A 20,504-nucleotide genomic window follows, 5' to 3' on the forward strand; every position below is an offset into this window, starting at 1 on the left:
AAGAATATCGGTTAGGGATTTCTGCACTTTTAACACAACGCGGCCTAAACGTCAAGATTTTTCACTTCACCGGCGTTCGCTATGATGAACTGCCTGCGCGGTTCTACCTTGTCGCCCATCAGAATGTCGAAGTACTCATCAGCAAGAAGGTTGTCGTCGAGCTCTACCCTCTTGAGGATTCTGTTTGCCGGGTCCATCGTGGTTTCCCACAACTGCTCGGGGTTCATCTCGCCTAGCCCCTTGTACCTCTGGACGCTGACCTTCGACGGGTCTGCGGCACTCTCGATGTGCTCGCGAAGTTCACGGTCGGTGTAGCAGTAGTTCACGGTCTTTCCGTACTGCACGCGGTAGAGCGGAGGCTGTGCGAGGTACAGATAACCCTGCGAGAGGAGCTCCGGCATGTGGCGGTAGAAGAACGTCAGAAGCAGCGTAGCTATGTGTGCACCGTCGACATCGGCATCCGTCATGATGATAATCTTGTGGTAACGCAGTTTGCTTGCGTCGAACTCACTGCCGATCCCGCATCCCAGTGCCGTAATGATGGTCTGAATCTCCCTGTTGCTCAGCATTCTGTCCATCTGTGCCTTCTCGACGTTGAGGATTTTTCCCCGCAGAGGCAGAATAGCCTGAAACTTCCTGTCGCGCCCCTGCTTTGCGCTTCCGCCTGCACTGTCGCCCTCGACTATGTACAGCTCGGTGTTCTCCGCCTTCTTCGACGAACAGTCAGCAAGTTTGCCCGGAAGACTCATCCCCGACATTGCACCCTTGCGGACGAGCTCGCGCGCTTTCTTGGCCGCCTCACGTGCCCTTCTCGCACGTATCGCCTTCTCCGCGATGGGTCTGACGATCTCCGGCCTGTCCTCGAACGCAGAGATTAACCCCTCGTAGATGAACGAGTCCACTGCTCCCCTAACTTCGCTGTTACCGAGACGTGTTTTTGTCTGTCCCTCGAACTGCGGTTCGCTGAGCCTCACCGACAGCACGCAGGTCAGCCCTTCTTTGAGGTCATCGCCGCTGAGGTTCTCTTCCTTGTCGCGGAGAATCTTCCCCGTCCTTGCCGCCTCGTTGATTGCGCGGGTCAGAGCCGTGCGAAGCCCCACAAGGTGAGTTCCGCCCTCTATCGTGTGTATCAGGTTCGCGTAGGTGTACATGTGCTCCTGATAGCCGTCGTTGTACTCAAAGCCCAAGTCTATCGAGATGTTGTCCCGCGTTCCCGAAAGCACTACGGGTTCGTTGAAGAGTGCCGTCCTGTCGCGGTCAATGTACTTCACGAATGCCCCGATGCCTCCCTTGAAGAAGTACTCGCGGCTGTCGTTCGTGCGCTCGTCGAGAACAGAAATCTTCAAGCCCGGATTCAGGAAGGCTAATTCCTTGAAGCGGCTCTTCAGCGTATCAAGAGAGTGGTGGACTTCCTCGAAAATCTCCTTGTCCGGCAGATAGTCTATACGAGTGCCCTGCCAGTCTGCGGGTGAGCCCTCGCTCAGGTCAGTAACAGGAACTCCGCGCTCGAAACGCTGGGTCTTCGCGATGCCGTCGCGCGCAATCGTAACCACTAACCATTCAGACAGCGCATTTACGACAGACACGCCGACTCCGTGAAGCCCGCCTGAGACCTTGTACGCTCCCTGCCCGAACTTTCCGCCCGCGTGAAGCACCGTAAGCACGACTTCGCTCGTCGGCCTGCCGTTGTAGGGGTGAGGGTCTGTAGGGATGCCGCGCCCGTTGTCCTGCACAGTGATGCTCTCGTCGCGGTGAATGGTAATCTGTATTTCGTTGCAGAAGCCCGCCATCGCTTCGTCGACAGCGTTATCTACAACTTCATAGACTAGGTGATGAAGCCCGCGCGTTGATGTGTCGCCGATGTACATTCCGGGACGCTTCCTGACGGCTTCAAGACCTTCCAGAACCTTTATGCTTTCTGCTCCGTAATCATTTACATGCTGCTGTGATTCCATGTGATATATATTGTTAGCTCCTTTGCTGGGATAAAGAGATTATAGCATTGTGGTATCATTGCGGAAAAATTTTCGGGAAAGACGGTGAACTTATGGCAAGAGTGAGCACGGCAACAATCCGCGTGCGTTATGCGGAGACCGACAAGATGGGAGTTGCGTATCACGGGCACTATCTGGACTGGTTCGAGGTCGGCAGGACGGAATACTGCAGGCAGAGCGGGAAGACTTATCTTGAGTGGGAAGGTGAAGGGATAATGCTTCCTGTTGTTGAGGCACACTGCAGGTACAAGTCCTCGCTGTACTATGATGACGAGGTAGTCATAGAGACCACGATAACGAAGCTCTCGCGTGTAAGCGTAGTGTTCTCGTACAAGGTATACAACAAGGCGACGGGGCACTTGGCCGCAGAGGGCTACACGAAACATGCATTTGTGTCGTCGGACGGAAAGCTCTTGAAGGACGGCAATCCTCTTCAGGAGAGCCTGAGCGTCATCATGGAGGGAGAACAGGACAGGTGAATCACTCCCTGCCCTGAACGTTGCTGAGGTCAACAACACAGCCTCCCCACGACAGGCCTACACCGAAACCTGCCAGCATTACGCGCCGGAGATTCGCGCTGTCGTTCTGTCTGAGGAGGTCGCGGACGGCTATCGGAACAGACGCTGATACTGTGTTGCCGTAGTCTGTTACGTCGTTCCAGAAGGGGAGACCCTGAAGGCCGCACTTTTCCTGAAGGAAGCCGAGCATCATCTTATTTGCCTGATGGAAGACGTAGTAATCTATCTCTTCACGCGTTAATGATGACTTGGCCAAGACTTCATCGAGCATCACGGGCACGGCATCAAGCGCGAACTCCATTATTCCCGCCCCGTCCATGTACAGATCTCTGTTCGTCCTGACGTTGCCGAAAGCGTCGGTGTACTCCTGAAGCTCCGTGCTGGAGTATGAATGCCTCGCTCCTCCTACAGGAACAATCAGCTTCTCCGCACCGCTCCCGTCCGTCCCGTACACAAAGCCGTAAATCCCTTCACTCTCCGCCTCAACCCCGCTCACCAGAGTAGCCGCCGCACCGTCCCCGAAAAGCGGGCGTGTCGCGTTGTCCTTAGGGCTGATGTGCCTGCTGTAGGTCTCTGAGGTCAGGAGAAGGACATTCTTTGCCTGCCCGGACTCGATTAATCCTTTGGCGAGGCCGAGACCGTAGACGTACCCTGAACACCCGAGATTGACATCAACAGCTCCGCATGTCTTCGGGAGACCCAGCCTGTCCTGAATTATACATGCGGTTGTGGGCAGGAAATAGTCCGGCGACTGCGTGCAGAGAATCACGAAATCTATTAGTCCCCCCCCCCCGTCAGTAATTCCCGCAAAGAGATTCTCGGCGGCTTTCACTGCCATGTCTCCTGCGGTCATTCCGGGCGGACAGATTCGCCGGCGTTCGATGCCCGTCTTCTTCCGAAGGCGCGCGTTCGTGTTCTCCTCGACGACTTCGGGCAAGTAGTAATTTATTCCCGTTATGTATGCTTTTATGCTGAATACCCCCCGTCAACAACAAAACTCTTCCCGTTTATCCCGCACGAATCATTGCTCAGCAGGAACATCACGGACTGGCTGATGTACTCCGGCTTCCCCTTGCCAAGAAGATGTCCGGCCAAGACACCGGCAGTGTCATTCATCGCGGCTATTTCGCGGGTCAGCGGAGTGTCCACCCAGCCCGGAAGAATGCTGTTCACCCTGTGTCCGCCCGCCGAGAGCTCCTGTGCCAGCGAACTCACTGCACCATTCATCGCAGACTTGGCCGAAGCGTAGACGGTTTTGCCCTTGTCGGCAGTCAGCGCAGAGACAGACGAGAACAGCACCGTAGACGTAGGAGCCTCCGAAAATTCTGGACTTGTTATGATGCGAAGAAACTCGATGCCTGCCCAGAAACTTGTGTCCATAATCTCATGCCCCCCCCCCCCGTAAGCAAAATTACGCAGAGGAGTAAGAGCGTCTATACCTGCCGCGTGTACTCCGCCTTTCAGCCTGCCGTGCTCCCTGACGAATGAAGCTATCGCGTCCTCGAGGGCTTGTGTGTCGCACACGTCGAGAGATGCCGTGAAGATGCGTGATGGTGCAATGTTACGCAGGGCTCCGAGACGTTCTGCGTTCCTGCCTATGCCCAGAACAACTGCTCCGGCCTCCGCAAGGTCAAGGGCAACCTGTCTGCCTATCCCCGATGACGCGCCTGTAACTGCGTAACGTTCGCCCGAAAAATCGTAGATTACTCTGCTCATGATAAATATCCTCCGTCAACTACTACGTTGCTGCCAGTTATCCAGCACGACGCATCACTGAGCAGGAACAGCACCATCTTGCTGATGTATTCCGGCCTGCCCGCACCAAAAAGATGCTTCGCTATGACGGCCTCGATTTCCGGGCTCGTCTCGAACTGCCCCGTCATTCCCGTAACCGTCCAGCCGGGAAGGATACTGTTGACGCGGTGCTTCTTGGCGGCGATCTCCTTCGCGGCACACTTCACTGCTGTGTTGACGGCGGATTTTGCGGCCGCGTAGGCGAACATCCCCTTAGCTGGATGGAGGGAGTATTCCGACGAGAAGAGCACCGTAGACGTTCCGGGATTGCCGTACTTCGCGCGCGTGATGAGCTGGAGGAGGTTCATCCCTGCCCAGAAGCTGACGTTCATTATCTCGTGCGCACGCTCACGGTCATAGCTCCGCAGGGGTGTCGTGTCGCTTATCCCCGCCGCGTGAACCCCTCCAGACAACTTGCCGTGCTCCGCGACGAAGCTCGCAATGGCATCCTCGAGAGCCTCAGAGTCGCAGACATCCAGCGATGCCGTGAAGATGTTTTCGGGGTGGGAGAGCCTGACCTCCTCGAGACGTTCTGCGTTCCTCCCAACAGCAAGAACACACGCTCCGGCTTCCGCGAGCTCGAGCGCGACCTGACGGCCTATTCCCGACGAAGCTCCCGTAACGACAAACTGTTCGCCAGAGAAGTCATAAGTTACCTTGCTCATGATAAATACACCTCTCTAGTCTTTGTGCCCGAGAAGTCAGCGAGACACACTCCGACAGACAGACCCACACCAAAACCGCAGCACAGTACACGCTGATGCTTGGCCGCGTCCGTGCGCACAATCACTGAGGGTATGGAGGCTGATGATTCGTTGCCGATGTCGCCGGAAGTGAACGGCATCTTCTCGCGCGGAACTCCGAGTTTGTCGGCCAGGCTGTCCAGTATCAGCTTGTTGGCCTGATGGCAGGCGTAGAGGGTAATGCTGTCGCGGGTGAGGCTGTTGCGTTCCATGAAGGAAGTGATGGCTTCAGGGACTTCGTTCATCGAGAAGTTGAGTATCTCCACGCCGTCAAGGTAGATGTAGCCGTCCCGTTTGGGGCTGGGAGTGATTCTGCTCCGGCTGTTCTCCATTATGACAACGCCGTACTTTTCCCCGTACGTGGCGAAAGCAAAAGGTATATCCTGCCCTCCGGGCGTTACGAGGATTGCTGAAGCTCCGTCGCCGTAGATGCACCGCGAAGCCCTGTCGTCGGGGTCTGTAATTCTGCTGTTCGTGTCCCCGCAGCCCAGCAGCACTGGAGCTCCGAGACGGCTCGACATCATCGCAGCGACGTACAGTCCCCTCACGAATCCCGAGCACCCCTCGCTGATGTCAATGCATATGACGCTGTTGCTCAGGCCTAGTTTGTGCTGGAGGACGTGGCTTGTGGCAGGCATGTCGTAGTCAGGAGTCTTCGAGACGAACACGAGCCCCGCAACCTCTTCACGCCTGCGCCCCTCTAGAATCTTCCCAGCTGCCTCCGCGAACAAGTCTGCTGTGGTTACACCCTCAGGAGCGATCCTCAGCGAGGAGAAACCCGTGCTCTTGGCCAAGCGGGCGGCGGTCTTCTCGTTGAGGAGGTTGGGAGCGTATTCCGCGAGAGAGAACGTCTGCGCAGGAAGTGCACACACTATCTCCGCAACGTCTACGCCCCTGACACAGTCGAACACCGGCATAGCTACTCAGCCTGAAGCAGGTTGTACAGGTCGCGAATGCTCACGCAGTCCCTGATCAGCGCAGGAGCAAGCCTCTTTCCGCACGAAGAGTTCGCGAACGCCGCGAAGCTCACGATGCTTAAACTGTCCCACTCCTCAACGTCTGCAAGCACTGTGTCCATCGTTACGCTCTCGTTGTCGAGGATTTCCCTGATTTTCGCTGTAAAGTCTTTCTCGTTCATGATAGTACCTCCGTTAATGTTGGGTTAGTAGTTGGTGCCGTTGAAGTCCATCGAGTTGGTGTCTGCCCTGTAGATCGGCGGCACAATGTCCATGACCTGCTCTGCCGCTCCCATTGTGTACTGGGACACGTGAGCCGTCTTGCGGCTGCCGAGTATTCCCGGCGTAAGAGAGTAGTACAGGTACGGCATGAGCCTGCTTGCGCGCGGAAATCTCTCCGCGAACTTCGGGCTGACCTCGCCGAATATCCTTCCTGACGGAACAATGTTCTTGATCCTGCGCTTGAGCACGAAATAGCACTTGCCGTTCACGGTCAGGACAGCGGCGTTCCTCTGCGTGAACGAGAAATTCTCCGCGTACTCGTCGCTGATGTAGGGCATACTCTTCAGGAAGTCGTCGGTGAGGCCGCGATAGAAGCGCAGGTAGTATTCCGCCAGCACCCAGCCCGCCGCGCGGTTCACCGGGTGAGCCATCTTGCCGGGAAAACCGTAGATGCGTGCGTTGGGGTAGTGCTTCCCGAGCTCGTCGTAGAGAGAGTAGAGCATGTCGAGGACATAGCCGCCTTTGCGGACAGACGGCATTGTCGCGAAGTCGCACATCTGGAACGCAATCCGGCCGTCGAGGTCATTCCGCCAGGCTCCCCAAGTGGCGATGGGCTTGTCTTCACGGTAGACCACGATGATGAAGCTCTTGCCGTAGCAGTTGGCCTCGAACTTCCTGCGCATGTAGTCAAGGTCGAAGTGATCCACGAATACGGTGTTGCAGACATCGCAGTAGTCCTGCGCGGTTTTGTCGGTGATTTCGCCTGACCACTCAATGGCCAGCTTCTCGCCGCGTTCTTCTGAAAGCGTAATAATCATCTCTTCTTGCTGCCTCCAAGTTTCTTGATAATCTTGGACATTACCTGCTTCGCTGTGTAGATAATGCCCCTCTTCCTCAGCATGTACCAATAGCTCTGGAAACGCTGCTTCTGCCTCACACGGAACTTCACGCGGTTGAGCTTCTTCTGTTCCGCCGCAAGCCTCGAACGCAGGCCGTCCATGTATTCGCGGCTGCGTGCCCTGAAGACCGCCCGACAGTACAGCCCGCCTTCACACGATGCAGTTACCGCAACATCCCCCGAGCCCTCGAACACAAGCCTTCCGTCCTCCAGACGCGCAGAACCCTCGACCTCCCAGCTGACCGGCGCATCAGTGCGGTACTGGTAGCACTCAAGCGGGATGCTCTGCTCGTCCGGGTCTCTGTCGTACTCGTAGACAAAATTCCCGCCGCTCGTTATCTGGATGAACGGCCTCACTACGGCTTCCTGTTCCGCCTGAGCGAAGAACTCAGCCTCCGCAAGTCCCGACTCACTGCTTCCCTGCGCGAGAACTTTTATCCGGCACTCGGTTACGCCCTGCTGTTCGGGAATCTCGAGAGTGAGGGGCAGACCTTCCGCAGGCAGAGGCCCGGCCTCAACGCTGTAGCCTGTGTTCATGCTCACGGAGACTTTCTGCAGAGGCACGCCGTCAACGTTGCCCCACAGCCTTACGAGCGAGATTGTCTGCGGTTCGTCCCACGAAAAGACGAGCTCCTTCACGGTGTCGTCCGCATCAGGAATCCACAGGTAGTTCTCCCACTTCGGGGTGTCGGAGTCAACTTCGGAGACGTTCAGCAGACGGAAATCTTTTGCGCAACCGGCATTCCCTGATGAGGCCGAGACTTTTGCGCGGAAGCTCAGGCTGTCAGTGCGCCGCCGCCAGAAGACTTCGTCGGCGTTGATTACGCGCTCTGCCTGAATGAACGCATCCTGAGAGACATGCTGACGCAGTGCCCGCTCGAGGATGTTGCCCTCGAAGATAGGCCTGCTCGCTTCAGGGACGGGGAAACGCACGCGGTCTTCCCAAGAGTAGTACGACGTTCCGACTATCTTCTTGTCGTAGCTCTGCGTGTGTCCGGGCTCAGGCCTGACGGTTGACAGCAGGAACGTAGAGCTGAACAGGTCGGGCTCTCCATTCCAGCCTATGCAGTACGCGAACCTCCTGAAGACTTCGGGCAGGTAATCGTTGCCAGGTCTGGACAATATTTCTCCCATCACCTCGTCGAACGAGAGGGAAAGCATCCTGTGGTCTGCGTGCCAGTCGAAGTCTACGGCGAGAATGACATCAGCCCTGACGTGAAGGATGAGCTCCTTCAAGTCCTGCAAGTAGTTCCTGCGCGTGTAGGGGCTGTGCTGTTTGCGTGTCAGGTACGCAAAGTCCGTGAACCCCGCCGCTCCGTAGGTCTCTGTGTGGCCGCTGGCTGAAGTTATGGGGTTGTCCTTAGCGTAGAAGATGTGCCCGGTCTCTGAGTTGTTGAGGGTTTCGGCAAAAGCAAGGCAGAAGATGTGCGAGCGGTCGAGGCCAAGAACCTGCAGAGAGTTTGCGGCTTCACTTATGCGTACCTCGAACGAGTACCAGTCGTAATAATCCCCGCTGTTGGCGAACGCGACAAAGACTTCTGCACCTGCATGAATGAAATTCTGGATGGAGTTTGCTGCTACGTTGATTTCGTCGTCCTGATGGGGTACTAGTACTAGAACTTTTCTTCCTGCATAAGAATCATCGAAGAATGAATCACAATAATGGTCAGGTCTGGTCTGGTCTGGTCTGGTCAAAATCGTAGCGTTTCACAGCCATTTTGTCAAGTCCTTTCTGCAAAATATATTCCCTCCGGCCAAGTTATGACCAGAGGGATAACCGTTAATTCTCTTACCTTACCGGCTCAAGGAGGCCGTAGCTGTTCTCCCCGCGCTTGTAGATGACGTTGATTTCTCCTGTCGCGGCGTTCTGGAACATGAAGAACTCGTGCCCAACTAACTCCATCTGCATTGCCGCTTCTACGGGGTCCATCGGGTGAAATTCCACCTTCTTGACCTTGTCGATTGCGGGAACATTGCCGTCAGCCTCTGCCGTCTCCTCAAGGCTGAACGTGAACTCTGTGTCCGCGCCTAACTGTGCCTTGTCCTTAAGGTATGAGTTGTACTTCTTGATTCTGCGCTCCAAGTTCTTGAGCGACTGGTCGAATGCCGTCCTCATGTCCGTTGCGTCTTCCTCAGCACGGAGAATTACGCCGTTGGCATTTGCGGTGGTTTCGACGTTGAAGCTGCCCTTGTGATGCGTAACAACTATCTGGCAGTTCAGTATCTTGCGGAAGAACTTCTCGAGCTTGGAGATCTTCTTCTCCATGTAGTCCCTGAGTTTGTCGTCAACAGTTGCGCCGCGCTGTACAAACCGAACTTCCATAAACAGCACCTCCTGAAAAGTTGAATAGCTGGATGCACATATTATACTAGATTTCAGCCCTTAATCCCCAGTGAAATGACATGCTCCAAATCTTCAGCCTTTACCTGTTTCACCGTGCACTGCCCTATCCCGCACGGAACTACCATGTCGACGACCCTGCCCCACGATTTTGCAGCTGTACGGGCAATGTCAGCGGCCTTGTACTTCACGCAGTTGTCGGGAAGATTGTGGGCATTCAGTGCGGTGATGATTCGTCCTGCTGTGTCCTCAGAGCACCAGCCCATCTTGGCCGACGCACGCGCGGTTATGCCGATGCCCTGAGCGGTCGCGAGGCCGTGCTGAATTCCGTAGCCGCTCAGCGCACCGATCGCGCTCCCTACGACGCAGCCCAGCTTCAAGCCCCTGAGCCTTCCTTCATCGCCTGCGATTGACGCGCGGAACTTTATGCACTCCTCAATGACTCTCTCTATTCCGTCGGGCTCTATCTTCCTCGTGAACAGCCTGAACATCTCTTCCCCGCTGACTATTGCGGTCTTGAGGGCTTCGGCGAGGCCGCTCCTGTACTCGTCGTCGGGAAGTGTCTTGAGGCAGTCGGTGTCGCACAGGACGAGCGAGGGGGTGCAGGACATTCCGGCCAAGTTCTCGCCTGCCGAGAGGTTGACGCGCGCATAATTCCCGGCGGAAGCCTTGACCATCGCGGCAAGAGTTGTCGGGACGAGCACGAGCCTTACTCCACCGAGATAGCACGCGGCGGCAAAACCTGCTGCGTCGCACACGACACCTCCGCCGAGAGCGACGACTACGCACTGCTTCGAGAGCCCGAGAGCTGCCATGTCCTCGAGGAGCTTCTCGATGAGGCCGAAATTCTTTGTGCCTTCGTGCGAACCTATCAGCAGCTCGCAGATTCGCAGGCGCGTGCCTTCGGACTTCGGACACTCTTTGGCGTTGATGATGACGTTCTGCAGGTACAGGCCCGAGACCTTCTCGTCGGTAATCAGCGCAATTTCGTGCTCCTTCTCGTCGCTGAGCCTGAGGACTTCGAGCCCGATACGTTCCACGAGACCCTTGCGTATCTTGATGCTGTAGCTGCTACCTTTAACGTTTGCCGACATGTTTACACTCCCCCAATAACAAAGCACCCTCCGAGCTGTTTACTGCCCGAAAGGTGCTTAGTTGTTCTGTGTGTATTTTGTGCAATCAGCGAGTCCTTACGTCAGCATACAGCAACAATCCCTCTGGAAGTAATACCAGCGGGTAAAGTTAAAGCCGAAATTTGCTGATGCAAGGTTGATAGTGTGCACCGTTAATACATTCTCCGTGTGAAAAAATTTAGATAGATGAATAATCACACATTCCGGCGTAAATGTCAAGGGTAAAAAAAACACCCCGCCCGGGGTTTTTCCGGACAGGGTGGGTATTATTTGCTACTCAGCCTCGATTGCGATAACGGGCTGGTAGGTTACGCCGTTCCTGAGCCAAGGAGCTACTACTATCTTGCGGCTTGCAGGAACTGTCTCGATTGCCGCGCCGTCCTCGTCGTAGAAGTCAGCGATCTTGTCGTCCTCAACTTCAGGAGCATTCTGCGGGAAGGCGATGTAGACGAGCTTTGCGCCCTCAGTTGCCTTCTCTTCGTCCAGCTCGGCCTCGAAGTCCTGAACCTGACCGTCGGCCTGTGCCGTGAACTCATCGAGCACTGCGACTACGACGTAGCCCTTGCTCTGGAGGTAGGCCTTCTGCTGTGCGGTGAGGCTGGCGAGTGTTCTCGGTGCTCCGAAGACCACTGCGTCCACTGCTTCTGCCGTATCGTCGGCCTCTGCCTCAGGTGCTGTTTCAGCGTAGGCTTTTGCCTTAGGTGCGGCTGTGCCGTTGGTGCGGAACGTGCCCACGTACCTCACGGTAACGCCGGTGGTCGTCCATGCCTGCTGATCCTTGCTCAGGAGGTAATATCCGACCTCGTAAACGTCCTTGAGGTTGTTGGTCTTGTTCGTGGCCGTAACGTCGAACGAACCGTGCTCCGATACGTTGGTGGGCTCTGCGGCGAGCGTCAGTGTCGCGCCGTCCTTGCCCTTGCTGGTATTGTCAGCGGCGATGGTTGCTTTCACCTTAGCGGAGTTGCCCAGCTTGTTGCTTCCGACTGACCACTCAACCTGCGTCTTCGCGAGCGTCGGCTTGGTTTCGGCCGTCAGCGTGAGGGATACATCCTTCGTCTTGTCCTCGCTCGGGTCTGCGTTGAACGTAGCATCAGCCGAGTCGATTGCCGCAATCTCCGGGCCGCCGTCAACGAGCGTGATGGTTACGCCGCCCTTGCCGACCGCGCCGTAGTTCTCGAGCGTGAAGTTGACCTTCCCGGAACCTGCATTGCCGAGTCCGCCGTCAGCTACCTTCAGTACGCCGTAGTTGTAGAACTTGCTCCTCTGGATTGCGCTATCAAGCTCAGCCTGCAATTCGGCCTTCTTCGCCGCGTCATTCTCGTCATTGATCTCCGCCTGCAGTTCTCTGATTTCTGCGTCAGTGCTCATCGCGTAGTAGTCCACGAGCTCAAGGCCGAGATTTCCGAGTGCCTCGCTATCCTTGTCCGCCGCGAGTGAGAACTTGACGTTCGCTATGTCCGTCGAGTCTGGTCCGCCAACTAGCTGCTTGTTGACCATTACCGCAACTATTGCCGCCACGTCGCCGGAGACGAATGCGTCCCTGCTGATGGTGATCTTGTCGCCCAGCGTGTAGGTGTGCCCGCCGATTGTTACGGTCGGTGCTGTACCCTTCGCCTTGTAGACGGCAGGCTTTGCGCCGGTGATGCCTATCAGTGCATAAGCATCGTCGCGGCCGTAGCCGTTGTCGGCGAACACCTCGATGTCGAGCGATGAGAATCCCTTTTCGTCATCGTTGAAAGCAGGAGGCTCTTCTTCAGTCTCACCGTGTTCAGCGTACCACGCAGTGTAAGCATCCTCGAGCGTCGGAGTTGTTGCCTTGTCGTTCTTGTCGGCGAGAACTACCTTGCCCTTCGCAGCGTCGAACGACAGCTTATGATCCGCCAGCAAGTCTTCGTAGTACTTGTAGGTGCGCGTCCAGCCTAACGCCTCTAATGCCTTTGCCTCATCTTCATCGTCGACGGAGAAGTTCTGTGTAGACGGATTTGCGTCGGCACTTGTCCACCAGTCTCTGTAGCTGTACTCCAGACCGTACTTGATGGTCTTCGAGCCCTTCGCCTTGACGGAGACGCTCGGCACCTTGCCCGCTTCTACCCTCTTGATCTTCTTTGGGTCGAGGTACTTATAGTCAGAGTCCTCATCTTCTACCACGTTCTGGATGGTCGGGCCGATCTTGCCGATTACCGTAATCTTCGCGCTGCCCTTCTTCCCCGTTGAGTTGTTCTTAACCGTTACAGTGAAGGCTGTTTTGGTCTCCTTCGCGGCATTAACATCGCCGGAGAACGTTACACTGCCCGCATAGCTCTTGTCAGTAATTTCACCGTACTTGTCGAACGACGGCTGAATCACTATTGCTTCGATGCCGTTCTTCTCCTCAGGCTTGACGGTTATGGTGTAAGGGCCGTCGGCGGAAGCTAGGACTATCGCGTAATTATGCTTGCCGTAGAGCGCAGGATCATTGGAGAGCGCGAGGCCGATCTCAACGCCCTTCTTGTCCAGTGCCACTGTTGTGTAACTGTCCGCCGCCAATCCGACCTCATCAGGCGATGTTACAGCCACTGCAGGCATAGCGTTCGGGTTGATGTTGAGCTTGAAAGTCTTCTTAGAGGCCTTCACGTTCTCAACCTTGTAGGGGGTAGTCGTACCCTTCTTCTTCGGCGCGCTGTTGATGGCGTAGACCGTCAGCGGGAAACCCTTATAGGAGACTTTCGCACCGTTATAGGTAATGGTGATAGTGCTTTGGGCTCCCTTCGTCATGGAAGGGGTCATATCGTAGCCGGTTACCCTGAAGGGGATGCCGTACTTCTTGATATTCTCTTTGGTGAGTAGGATATCGTCAGCGTTGGTCGTCTTGCCGGGCTTGTCTGCCAGCCAGCCGAGCTTGTAGGCATCCTTCGCAGTTATGCCGATCCACGCGGACGGTGCTGCACCCTGAATGGTTATCTTTGCAGTGGCAGATGTACCGGCCGTGAAGGTCAGCGGGGTCATGGACTTGACAGAGGGGTTGTCAGCACTGCCCGGGCCTCTGTTTCCGTCTTCGCCGCCGCCGTAGATAAGGTCGATTCCGTCCCAAAGAGCCGGCCAGTCAGGATCTGCTTTGGTGCTGTCGAGCCAGCTGCCGGGGAAGTCTTCGTTGCGCTCGTCAGTGCCCGCTTCTGTGGTGAAATCGATGGTAACTGTCTTACTTGCGGCATAAGTCATATCGCCATCATTTTTGTCTGACGTAGAAGATGTCCCACTCAGCAGTTCAATCTTAAATGTAGCAGTTGTGGTCGCAGTAGCACTTGCGGTAAATGTGGCCTCGAGAGTCTTGGATGTCCCGTCTAAGTCGACATCGTACGTTGTTGCTGAACTTTCATCGAAAGTACCAGTGATATTGCTTCCAGAAACAGACCACTTCACCTTCGTAGCCTCAATAGCTGAAGTACCCTCAAGTGCTCTCACGTACGCCCTGAGAGAGATAACTTTTGTTGTACCTGCTGCTACTACATTATAGACTTTGATGTAACTGCCCTCTGCTTTGGTGAGATAGTACGAATTAGCCGCCCACGCAGAACCGCACAGCGAGAACAAGACTCCCAGAACGAGAGCCAGTCTTATAATGCGCTTCATCTTCATATCATTAACCTCCTTGTTTGTCCTTCATCCTCGTGAAGGAACTCTTCCCATAAATCTTTCTCCGAGCACACTTCTTCAAGAATGCCCGCCTTCGTGCGCGAATCTTCACATGCCGTGATTGCGCCATCACCTCCTGAACGTCCTCTATGAATTGCCTGACATCCCCCGCTCATCGGCCGTCCTTCCTCCGTAAAGAACTCTGCCGGTTCGCAGATGATGCTTAGCTGCACAACCTAACCTCTTGCCTTGTATTCTGTTGTCAAGTTACTCGATCCCTGAAACCTTGTCCGCAACGCACAGGGGGTTGAAGGAAAATTTCTCCCTGTGCACCGCAGGACACAACTTACCCGAATCCTTTCAGCCTGAATCTGCTCACTCAGGCATTGCATCCCCTGCTTGCGTATGGCCTATACGGGCGAAGGAATGGCAGATTCTCGCAAAGCACGCAGAAATATTCCGCGCGCACCGTTGTAATCCCTGTCAAGTGTGATTGCCCCGTCCCTGATGACTCTTCCCGCCGTTCTGGCCTCGCCGTTCCATGAACAGACACATGACGTGCCATCCTCATTCTGCGCGATGACCTTTGCGCCGTACTCTCTGGCCTTTGCCCTCAGGAACTCTTGAAACCCTGCATGAGCATCACCGGCTATCTCCCTTAATGACCCGCTCCCGAAGTCCTCTGCTCTGAACTCCGGCAAAGCTATAACGTCAAAGTTCTTCACCAAGAACAGCGCGGTCTTGTGCTGAAGTTCTTCCACTAAATTGCGGATCTTCCAGCGTAACCGTTCGGCAGCCTTCTTCATCTTGTACCTCTGCCTGTGGTTCGTCTTGGCCATCCTCTCGTTGAGGCCGTCAAGATACCTGCACAGGCTGTAGATACGCGAGAAAGCTCCGACACCGATTTTCCCGCACGAGTCCAAGCTGTAGAACGTAACGAAGCTCCTGAAGCCCGGGTCAACCGATACTACCCTGCCGTAATGCTCTGCACGTTCGCTCACACTTACCGGCACGCTCACAAACCATCTTCCGCCGTCGAGAATCACCCTGCAGTCCCCGCACGATTCCGGGAAATCCTCCGCGAAATCCATTCGGCCAAGATAACGCGTATATATCCCCCTCTTGCTGACTGAGGCTTTCGGCACAAAGATCGTCTGCTTCGTGCTGCTTCTGGCCCTGAATCTCGGAGCATCGCCCTTCTTGAAGGTCATGCAGGCATCTCGTACTGCTACTGCCTTGATCTGAAACGGGACATTCTCCGTCCATTCCGGAAGCTCCTTTAAGAGGAAGCCTTTGATTGCGAGCCAGTCCGCCTTGCTGCCCTTGACGATGCATTCTGTTGCTCTGTTGTACACGTACCTTGCCGTCCTCATCCAGTGCCGGAGAACTTCACGCTGTTCCGCGTTAGGGTATATGCGTATGTTCCGCGACCTCTGGGATGGCGAGGCCGGATGCTGTGCGCCGTTGTTCTGGTGTGTTGTGTAGGGTAATGAATAGATCTGCGAATCGAACCACGTATCTTTGAGGGGCGTAACGTCCTCAAGATTTGCGGCAGACTGAGGCATATCATCAAGTACTCTTTTAGTTGGCAGCCATAAGAACGATGATAATACTTCACAGCGTTTGTCCCAGTAACTGCCGGGCGGCGTTGTGTTCGCGTGCATTCTGCTCATGACGCTAACCTGCCTTCCGCGCAAGTGCGGGACTCTCTGTGTACAAAGATGAATCTGAATGATGGATGAGGGCAGTAAGTCTCCCTATTACGACGAAATTTTCTCTCTTGCCGAAATTTTGAGCATAAGTCTGCTCTGCTCTGAGTTTGTAAGTATAGCACATTTCGGCATAAATATCACCCGCTTTCCGATAGATTTTCGATGTTTCTCGGGCAAATCCGTAAAATTCTTTGTGTCTTTACCCTTTCAGAATCCTTTTCGGAGATTAAGAGAGCATTCTTTAACGTGCGGGGATATAATTAGCACATCCCACAAAAAACAGCAAGGAGGAACACCGATGATTCGCGAGGTAACTGCGACGGAAGTTGAGGGAGGTTTTCCCGAGAGCAAGGGCAAACGCTACATGTATCACGTTCTCAGCAAGGACGAGCTTAACGGACACGGAAGGCTTTATGCGCGCGTTGTCCTGCCTGCGGGTTCGAGCGTCGGGTGGCATCAGCATGTCCATGACACAGAGCCGTACTACATCCTGAAGGGCGAGGGCGAGTTCTGCGAGGGCGATTCGGAGTTCGGCGAGCGCAGAAGGAGTCATGTCCGCGCAGGGCAGGTGTGCATTATAGAGGTAGGACAGTGGCACGGCATCGAGAACACGTCCGACGAGGATATGGAGCTGATGGCGTTAATCTACAACGAGCCGGGGTATGACAACAGATAGTGGGTGAATGACTGATGAGCAGGAGCACTTTAACTGCGGTGGTTCACAAGGAGAGACTGTCCCGCAGCGATAAAGATATATACGTCGCAGATTGTCCTGAAGTCGGCTCAGTGAGTCAGGGATGGACCATTGAGGAAGCAGTTGCTAACCTCAAAGAGGCTACGGAGCTTTATTTGCAGGAAGCACCGCTTATCTCTAAGGGCAATGCGTTCATAACGACATTCGAGGTAGAAACAGGTGTCCGAGCCTAGCGGATGGTCAGGCCGGGAAATTATTGCGGTTCTGCAGAAGATGGGCTTTGTATGGGTACGTACCAACGGATCACATGCCGTTCTTCGCTCGGGTTCTTCGCAGTGCATAGTGCCAATTCACGGCGAAGTTGCCGTTGGAACTCTGCGTAGTGCTCTGCGACAGGCGGAAATCTCTCCGGCTGAATTTCTGCGCAATGCATAAACTCGCAACGACGATAGGTAGTATTGACATTGCGGGATTCTATTTGCTAATATTTCTCAGTTATCCAACAACAACTTAATATTTTCTGCGCATTAATCTCACGCATATGACGCAGCCCACCGCTTCTTGTGGCGGGTTGTTTGTGTGTGAGTGAGTGCAGGATATTTTGCGGGAAGGGAGGAAAGTGCAGAAAACTCCAAACGTTTTTTGCATTGCTAAGTGCCAACAATTAATCAGTTAGTGCGTCTTGGACGCGAGGAGAAAAGGAGCAAGAGCAATTCTCCGGCTCTGCAGGGCAACCCGGCAAGAAGGGGAGTGTGCACCCGCGTGTACACAATTACCCCCAAGAAGCCGAACTCAGCTCTGCGCAAAGTAGCCCGTGTGAGACTGACGAACGGCATCGAAGTTACGTCGTACATTCCGGGCATCGGCCATAACCTTCAGGAACACTCCGTAGTGCTCGTGAGGGGCGGAAGGGTCAAGGACCTTCCCGGTGTACGCTACCACATCATCAGGGGCACACTTGACTGCGGCGGAGTCGAGAACCGCAGAAGAAGCCGCTCGAAGTACGGTGCACGCAGGCCGAAGGCTAACTAGCAGGAGGATTACTGACCATGTCGAGAAAAGGACACATCAAGAAGCGCGAGCCCCTGCCTGACATCAGGTTCAACAACCAGGCGGCAGGAAGGTTCATCAGCGCGTTGATGCAGGGAGGAAAGCGCAGCGTAGCAGAGAAAATCTTTTATGGAGCTCTCGAGAGTGCTGCAGAGAAACTGGGCGTTGAACCCTTCGAGGTCTTCGAGACTGCGATGAAGAACGTTACCCCCAACATCGAGGTACGTCCGCGCAGGGTCGGCGGAGCAACGTATCAGGTGCCCGTAGAGGTTACGCCTGAACGCGGAGTGCAGCTGTCCATCCGCTGGATAGTCTCATTCGCCAGAGCCAAAAAGGGAATGCCCATGAGTGAACGGCTTATGCGCGAGCTTATGGATGCCTACAAGAACGAGGGAGCTTCCATCAAGAGGCGTGATGACACTCACAGGATGGCGGAAGCTAACCGCGCGTTTGCGCATTACCGTTGGTAAACGGGTAAGGGTGTAGTTTTTTGCAGGACATAACTAGAGTACGTAATATAGGGATAGCGGCTCACATCGACGCGGGCAAAACCACGACCAGCGAGCGTATTCTGTATTACACAGGAAGCAATTACAAGGTCGGCGAAGTTCACGAAGGCACAGCCACGATGGACTGGATGGAACAGGAGCGCGAGAGGGGAATCACAATCACCTCAGCGGCTACGACGTGTGCGTGGAAGGGTCATACTATCAACTTGATTGATACGCCAGGCCACGTGGATTTTACGGTCGAGGTTGAACGCTCAATGCGTGTTCTTGACGGGGCTGTCGCGGTGTTCTGTGCCGTCGGAGGAGTCGAACCGCAGTCAGAAACGGTCTGGCGGCAGGCGGACAAGTACCACGTTCCGCGTGTTGCGTTCGTCAACAAGATGGACAGGATCGGTGCGGACTTCTCGGCAGTCGTGAAGGCCATGCACGAGAGGCTCGGGGCAAATGCGATACCGCTTCAGCTTCCGATAGGTGCAGAGGACGACTTTAAAGGAGTAGTAGACCTTATAGAGCAGAAGGCTTTGTTCTTCTCGGGAGTACTTGGCCAGCCGCCCCGCGAGGGAGTGATTCCCGCAGAGCTGGCGATGGAGGCCAAGCAGGGTCGTGAAGCAATCGTCGAAGCTCTCGCAGACTTCAGCGATGACGTTATGACCCTGTACCTTGAAGGGAAGCCGGTAAGCTCGGAGCTGATTCGCAAGACGCTTCGCGAGGCAGTTATAGGGTTGAAGGCAGTACCAGTGCTTTGCGGTTCGGCGTTCAAGAACAAGTGCATTGAGCCCCTGCTTGATGCGGTTGTTGAGTACCTGCCGAGCCCGATAGACCTTCCGGCAATCAAGGGAGTATCGCCGAACAATCCTGATGAAATCATCGAGAGGCACAGCGACGCTAAAGAACCGTTTACGGCACTTGCATTCAAGGTAGCAGTAGACCCGTTCTTAGGAAAACTGTTCTTCCTCAGGGTTTATTCGGGAAAGCTGGAGAAGGGAAGCGTTCTGTACAACCCGACTTCAGGCCTGAGAGAGCGTATCGGGCGCATAATGAGAATGCATTCAAACAAGCGCGAAGACATCGACTCGATGGAAGCCGGAATGATAGTAGCTGTTCCGTCCCTGAAGGCAACGCGCACGGGAGATACCCTCTGCGACGAGGCACATCCCATAGTGCTCGAGAGCCTCGAGTTCCCCGAGCCGGTAATCTCGTTGGCAGTCGAACCCGCAACACAGCAGGACAAAGTGAAGCTGTCGAAGGGACTTACTGCATTGGCGGACGAAGACCCTACCTTCAAGGTCAGGACTGACGAGGAGAGCGGGCAGACCGTAATCTCGGGAATGGGCGAGCTTCACCTTGAAATCATCGTTGACCGCCTCAAGAGAGAGTTCGGCGTTGATGTGAAGGTCGGCAATCCGCAGGTCGCGTACCGTGAAGCCATCAGGAAGGCAGCGCGCGCTGAAGGCAAGTACATCCGTCAGAGCGGCGGCAGAGGACAGTACGGACACGTTGTGTTCGAGATTGAGCCCCTTGAAGGCGGAAAGTACGAGTTCGAGGACAAAATCGTCGGCGGAGTTATCCCGAAGGAATTTATCACCGCTGTCGAGAAGGGACTTGAAGAGGCTGTGCAGTCAGGAGTGCTCGGAGGCTATCCTGTTATCGGCGTGAAGGTTGCGCTGGTCGACGGAAGCTATCACGAGGTTGACAGCTCCGAAATGGCGTTCAAGATTGCCGCGTCAATGGGCTTCAAGGACGCAATGAAGAAGGCAGACCCGGTACTTATGGAGCCGGTTATGTCAGTAGAGGTAGTAACGCCCGAAGAATATGTGGGCGACGTAATAGGTGATCTCTCGTCGAGGAGAGGCCGCATCGACGGAATGGACATGAGAGCAAACGCAAGAATCATCCGTGCTTTCGTGCCGCTGGTCGGGATGTTCGGCTACGCAACAGACCTGAGGAGCAAGACATCAGGGAGAGCGAACTACTCGATGCAGTTTGACCACTATGAGCAGACCCCCGCAGAAGTCAGCGAAAAGATTCTGCAGGGAAGGATATAACACACGAAGGAGTGTATCAACAGAAATGGCAAAGGAAAAGTTTGAGCGCAACAAGCCGCATTTGAACATCGGAACGATCGGGCACATCGATCACGGCAAGACCACACTGACCGCCGCAATCACGAAGTGCCTCGCCACAGAAGGCAGTGCAGAGTACACAGCCTACGACATGATCGACAAGGCTCCTGAAGAGAGGGAGCGCGGAATCACCATCAACATCGCGCACGTCGAGTACCAGACGGAGAAGAGGCACTACGCTCACATCGACTGCCCCGGCCACGCC

21 protein-coding genes are annotated in these 20,504 nt (G+C 55.0%); 8 read left to right on the top strand and 13 right to left on the bottom strand.

Annotated elements, in window-relative coordinates; translation table 11 throughout:
* Positions 1–44 precede the first annotated feature (44 nt).
* Positions 45–1,955, bottom strand: coding sequence for a DNA topoisomerase (ATP-hydrolyzing) subunit B (gene gyrB / locus IJT02_03110; GenBank protein ID MBQ7543911.1), 1,911 nt, complete (start codon positions 1,953–1,955; stop codon positions 45–47).
* A gap of 92 nt (positions 1,956–2,047) precedes the next feature.
* Here gyrB and IJT02_03115 point away from each other — a divergent pair, with 92 nt between their 5' ends.
* A complete protein-coding gene (locus IJT02_03115) occupies positions 2,048–2,473 on the top strand; it encodes an acyl-CoA thioesterase (protein ID MBQ7543912.1) in 426 nt (141 codons plus the stop codon).
* Between the two features lies 1 nt (position 2,474).
* On the opposite strand, the gene IJT02_03120 is transcribed toward IJT02_03115, so the two are convergent.
* The 12 genes from IJT02_03120 to IJT02_03175 form a co-directional block, all read right to left on the bottom strand.
* The gene (locus tag IJT02_03120; protein MBQ7543913.1) at positions 2,475–3,449 is read right to left on the bottom strand and encodes a ketoacyl-ACP synthase III; all 975 of its coding nucleotides are present in this window, start codon (positions 3,447–3,449) and stop codon (positions 2,475–2,477) included.
* Between the two features lie 29 nt (positions 3,450–3,478).
* Positions 3,479–4,228, bottom strand: coding sequence for an SDR family oxidoreductase (locus IJT02_03125; protein MBQ7543914.1), 750 nt, complete (start codon positions 4,226–4,228; stop codon positions 3,479–3,481).
* On the bottom strand, positions 4,225–4,971 hold the full coding sequence (locus IJT02_03130; GenBank protein ID MBQ7543915.1) for an SDR family oxidoreductase: 747 nt from the start codon (positions 4,969–4,971) through the stop codon (positions 4,225–4,227). The genes IJT02_03125 and IJT02_03130 overlap by 4 nt, the downstream gene beginning before the upstream one ends.
* The gene (locus IJT02_03135; protein MBQ7543916.1) at positions 4,968–5,966 is read right to left on the bottom strand and encodes a ketoacyl-ACP synthase III; all 999 of its coding nucleotides are present in this window, start codon (positions 5,964–5,966) and stop codon (positions 4,968–4,970) included. Before IJT02_03135 ends, IJT02_03130 begins: the two co-directional genes overlap by 4 nt.
* Positions 5,967–5,968: 2 nt before the next feature.
* Positions 5,969–6,187 carry a hypothetical protein gene (locus tag IJT02_03140; protein ID MBQ7543917.1) on the bottom strand — a complete coding sequence of 73 codons (219 nt, stop codon included), beginning with the start codon at positions 6,185–6,187 and terminating at the stop codon, positions 5,969–5,971.
* A 24-nt stretch (positions 6,188–6,211) separates the two neighbouring features.
* Positions 6,212–7,045: a hypothetical protein gene (locus IJT02_03145; GenBank protein MBQ7543918.1), complete on the bottom strand. Its 834-nt coding sequence runs from the start codon at positions 7,043–7,045 to the stop codon at positions 6,212–6,214.
* Positions 7,042–8,820, bottom strand: a complete 1,779-nt coding sequence (locus IJT02_03150) for a PIG-L family deacetylase (protein ID MBQ7543919.1) — start codon at positions 8,818–8,820, stop codon at positions 7,042–7,044. Before IJT02_03150 ends, IJT02_03145 begins: the two co-directional genes overlap by 4 nt.
* 94 nt (positions 8,821–8,914) lie before the next feature.
* Positions 8,915–9,448, bottom strand: a complete 534-nt coding sequence (raiA, locus tag IJT02_03155) for a ribosome-associated translation inhibitor RaiA (protein ID MBQ7543920.1) — start codon at positions 9,446–9,448, stop codon at positions 8,915–8,917.
* A gap of 53 nt (positions 9,449–9,501) precedes the next feature.
* Positions 9,502–10,560 (bottom strand): iron-containing alcohol dehydrogenase, encoded by a 1,059-nt coding sequence (locus IJT02_03160; GenBank protein MBQ7543921.1) that lies wholly within the window; start codon positions 10,558–10,560, stop codon positions 9,502–9,504.
* A 312-nt stretch (positions 10,561–10,872) separates the two neighbouring features.
* Complete coding sequence (locus tag IJT02_03165) at positions 10,873–14,208, bottom strand: hypothetical protein (protein ID MBQ7543922.1); 3,336 nt, start codon at positions 14,206–14,208, stop codon at positions 10,873–10,875.
* Positions 14,209–14,210: 2 nt separating this feature from the next.
* Positions 14,211–14,444 (bottom strand): hypothetical protein, encoded by a 234-nt coding sequence (locus IJT02_03170; protein MBQ7543923.1) that lies wholly within the window; start codon positions 14,442–14,444, stop codon positions 14,211–14,213.
* A gap of 177 nt (positions 14,445–14,621) precedes the next feature.
* The gene (locus tag IJT02_03175) at positions 14,622–15,884 is read right to left on the bottom strand and encodes a transposase (protein ID MBQ7543924.1); all 1,263 of its coding nucleotides are present in this window, start codon (positions 15,882–15,884) and stop codon (positions 14,622–14,624) included.
* 337 nt (positions 15,885–16,221) lie between these two features.
* On the opposite strand from IJT02_03175, the gene IJT02_03180 reads away from it, so the two are divergent.
* The 7 genes from IJT02_03180 to tuf form a co-directional block, all read left to right on the top strand.
* A complete protein-coding gene (locus IJT02_03180) occupies positions 16,222–16,599 on the top strand; it encodes a cupin domain-containing protein (protein ID MBQ7543925.1) in 378 nt (125 codons plus the stop codon).
* 14 nt (positions 16,600–16,613) lie between these two features.
* The gene (locus IJT02_03185; GenBank protein MBQ7543926.1) at positions 16,614–16,850 is read left to right on the top strand and encodes a type II toxin-antitoxin system HicB family antitoxin; all 237 of its coding nucleotides are present in this window, start codon (positions 16,614–16,616) and stop codon (positions 16,848–16,850) included.
* Positions 16,837–17,052 (top strand): type II toxin-antitoxin system HicA family toxin, encoded by a 216-nt coding sequence (locus IJT02_03190; protein ID MBQ7543927.1) that lies wholly within the window; start codon positions 16,837–16,839, stop codon positions 17,050–17,052. The genes IJT02_03185 and IJT02_03190 overlap by 14 nt, the downstream gene beginning before the upstream one ends.
* 219 nt (positions 17,053–17,271) lie before the next feature.
* Positions 17,272–17,649 (top strand): 30S ribosomal protein S12, encoded by a 378-nt coding sequence (locus tag IJT02_03195; GenBank protein ID MBQ7543928.1) that lies wholly within the window; start codon positions 17,272–17,274, stop codon positions 17,647–17,649.
* A 17-nt stretch (positions 17,650–17,666) separates the two neighbouring features.
* Complete coding sequence (gene rpsG / locus IJT02_03200; GenBank protein MBQ7543929.1) at positions 17,667–18,137, top strand: 30S ribosomal protein S7; 471 nt, start codon at positions 17,667–17,669, stop codon at positions 18,135–18,137.
* A gap of 20 nt (positions 18,138–18,157) precedes the next feature.
* Entirely contained in the window at positions 18,158–20,221 is a 2,064-nt protein-coding gene (gene fusA / locus IJT02_03205; protein ID MBQ7543930.1) for an elongation factor G, read from the top strand.
* 25 nt (positions 20,222–20,246) lie between these two features.
* Positions 20,247–20,504 (top strand): elongation factor Tu (gene tuf / locus IJT02_03210; protein MBQ7543931.1); only part of this gene is annotated, 258 nt, incomplete at its 3' end.

Source organism: Synergistaceae bacterium (assembly GCA_017450125.1).
Lineage (GTDB): Bacteria > Synergistota > Synergistia > Synergistales > Aminobacteriaceae > JAFUXM01.

What these genes read in the sequence shown, in the direction of transcription:
- gyrB (MBQ7543911.1), bottom strand. Translation starts at nt 1,955, where the DNA reads ATGGAATCACAGCAGCATGTAAATGATTACGGAGCAGAAAGCATAAAG.
- IJT02_03115 (MBQ7543912.1), top strand. Translation starts at nt 2,048, where the DNA reads ATGGCAAGAGTGAGCACGGCAACAATCCGCGTGCGTTATGCGGAGACC.
- IJT02_03125 (MBQ7543914.1), bottom strand. Translation starts at nt 4,228, where the DNA reads ATGAGCAGAGTAATCTACGATTTTTCGGGCGAACGTTACGCAGTTACA.
- IJT02_03130 (MBQ7543915.1), bottom strand. Translation starts at nt 4,971, where the DNA reads ATGAGCAAGGTAACTTATGACTTCTCTGGCGAACAGTTTGTCGTTACG.
- IJT02_03135 (MBQ7543916.1), bottom strand. Translation starts at nt 5,966, where the DNA reads ATGCCGGTGTTCGACTGTGTCAGGGGCGTAGACGTTGCGGAGATAGTG.
- IJT02_03140 (MBQ7543917.1), bottom strand. Translation starts at nt 6,187, where the DNA reads ATGAACGAGAAAGACTTTACAGCGAAAATCAGGGAAATCCTCGACAAC.
- IJT02_03145 (MBQ7543918.1), bottom strand. Translation starts at nt 7,045, where the DNA reads ATGATTATTACGCTTTCAGAAGAACGCGGCGAGAAGCTGGCCATTGAG.
- raiA (MBQ7543920.1), bottom strand. Translation starts at nt 9,448, where the DNA reads ATGGAAGTTCGGTTTGTACAGCGCGGCGCAACTGTTGACGACAAACTC.
- IJT02_03160 (MBQ7543921.1), bottom strand. Translation starts at nt 10,560, where the DNA reads ATGTCGGCAAACGTTAAAGGTAGCAGCTACAGCATCAAGATACGCAAG.
- IJT02_03165 (MBQ7543922.1), bottom strand. Translation starts at nt 14,208, where the DNA reads ATGAAGCGCATTATAAGACTGGCTCTCGTTCTGGGAGTCTTGTTCTCG.
- IJT02_03175 (MBQ7543924.1), bottom strand. Translation starts at nt 15,884, where the DNA reads ATGAGCAGAATGCACGCGAACACAACGCCGCCCGGCAGTTACTGGGAC.
- IJT02_03180 (MBQ7543925.1), top strand. Translation starts at nt 16,222, where the DNA reads ATGATTCGCGAGGTAACTGCGACGGAAGTTGAGGGAGGTTTTCCCGAG.
- IJT02_03185 (MBQ7543926.1), top strand. Translation starts at nt 16,614, where the DNA reads ATGAGCAGGAGCACTTTAACTGCGGTGGTTCACAAGGAGAGACTGTCC.
- rpsG (MBQ7543929.1), top strand. Translation starts at nt 17,667, where the DNA reads ATGTCGAGAAAAGGACACATCAAGAAGCGCGAGCCCCTGCCTGACATC.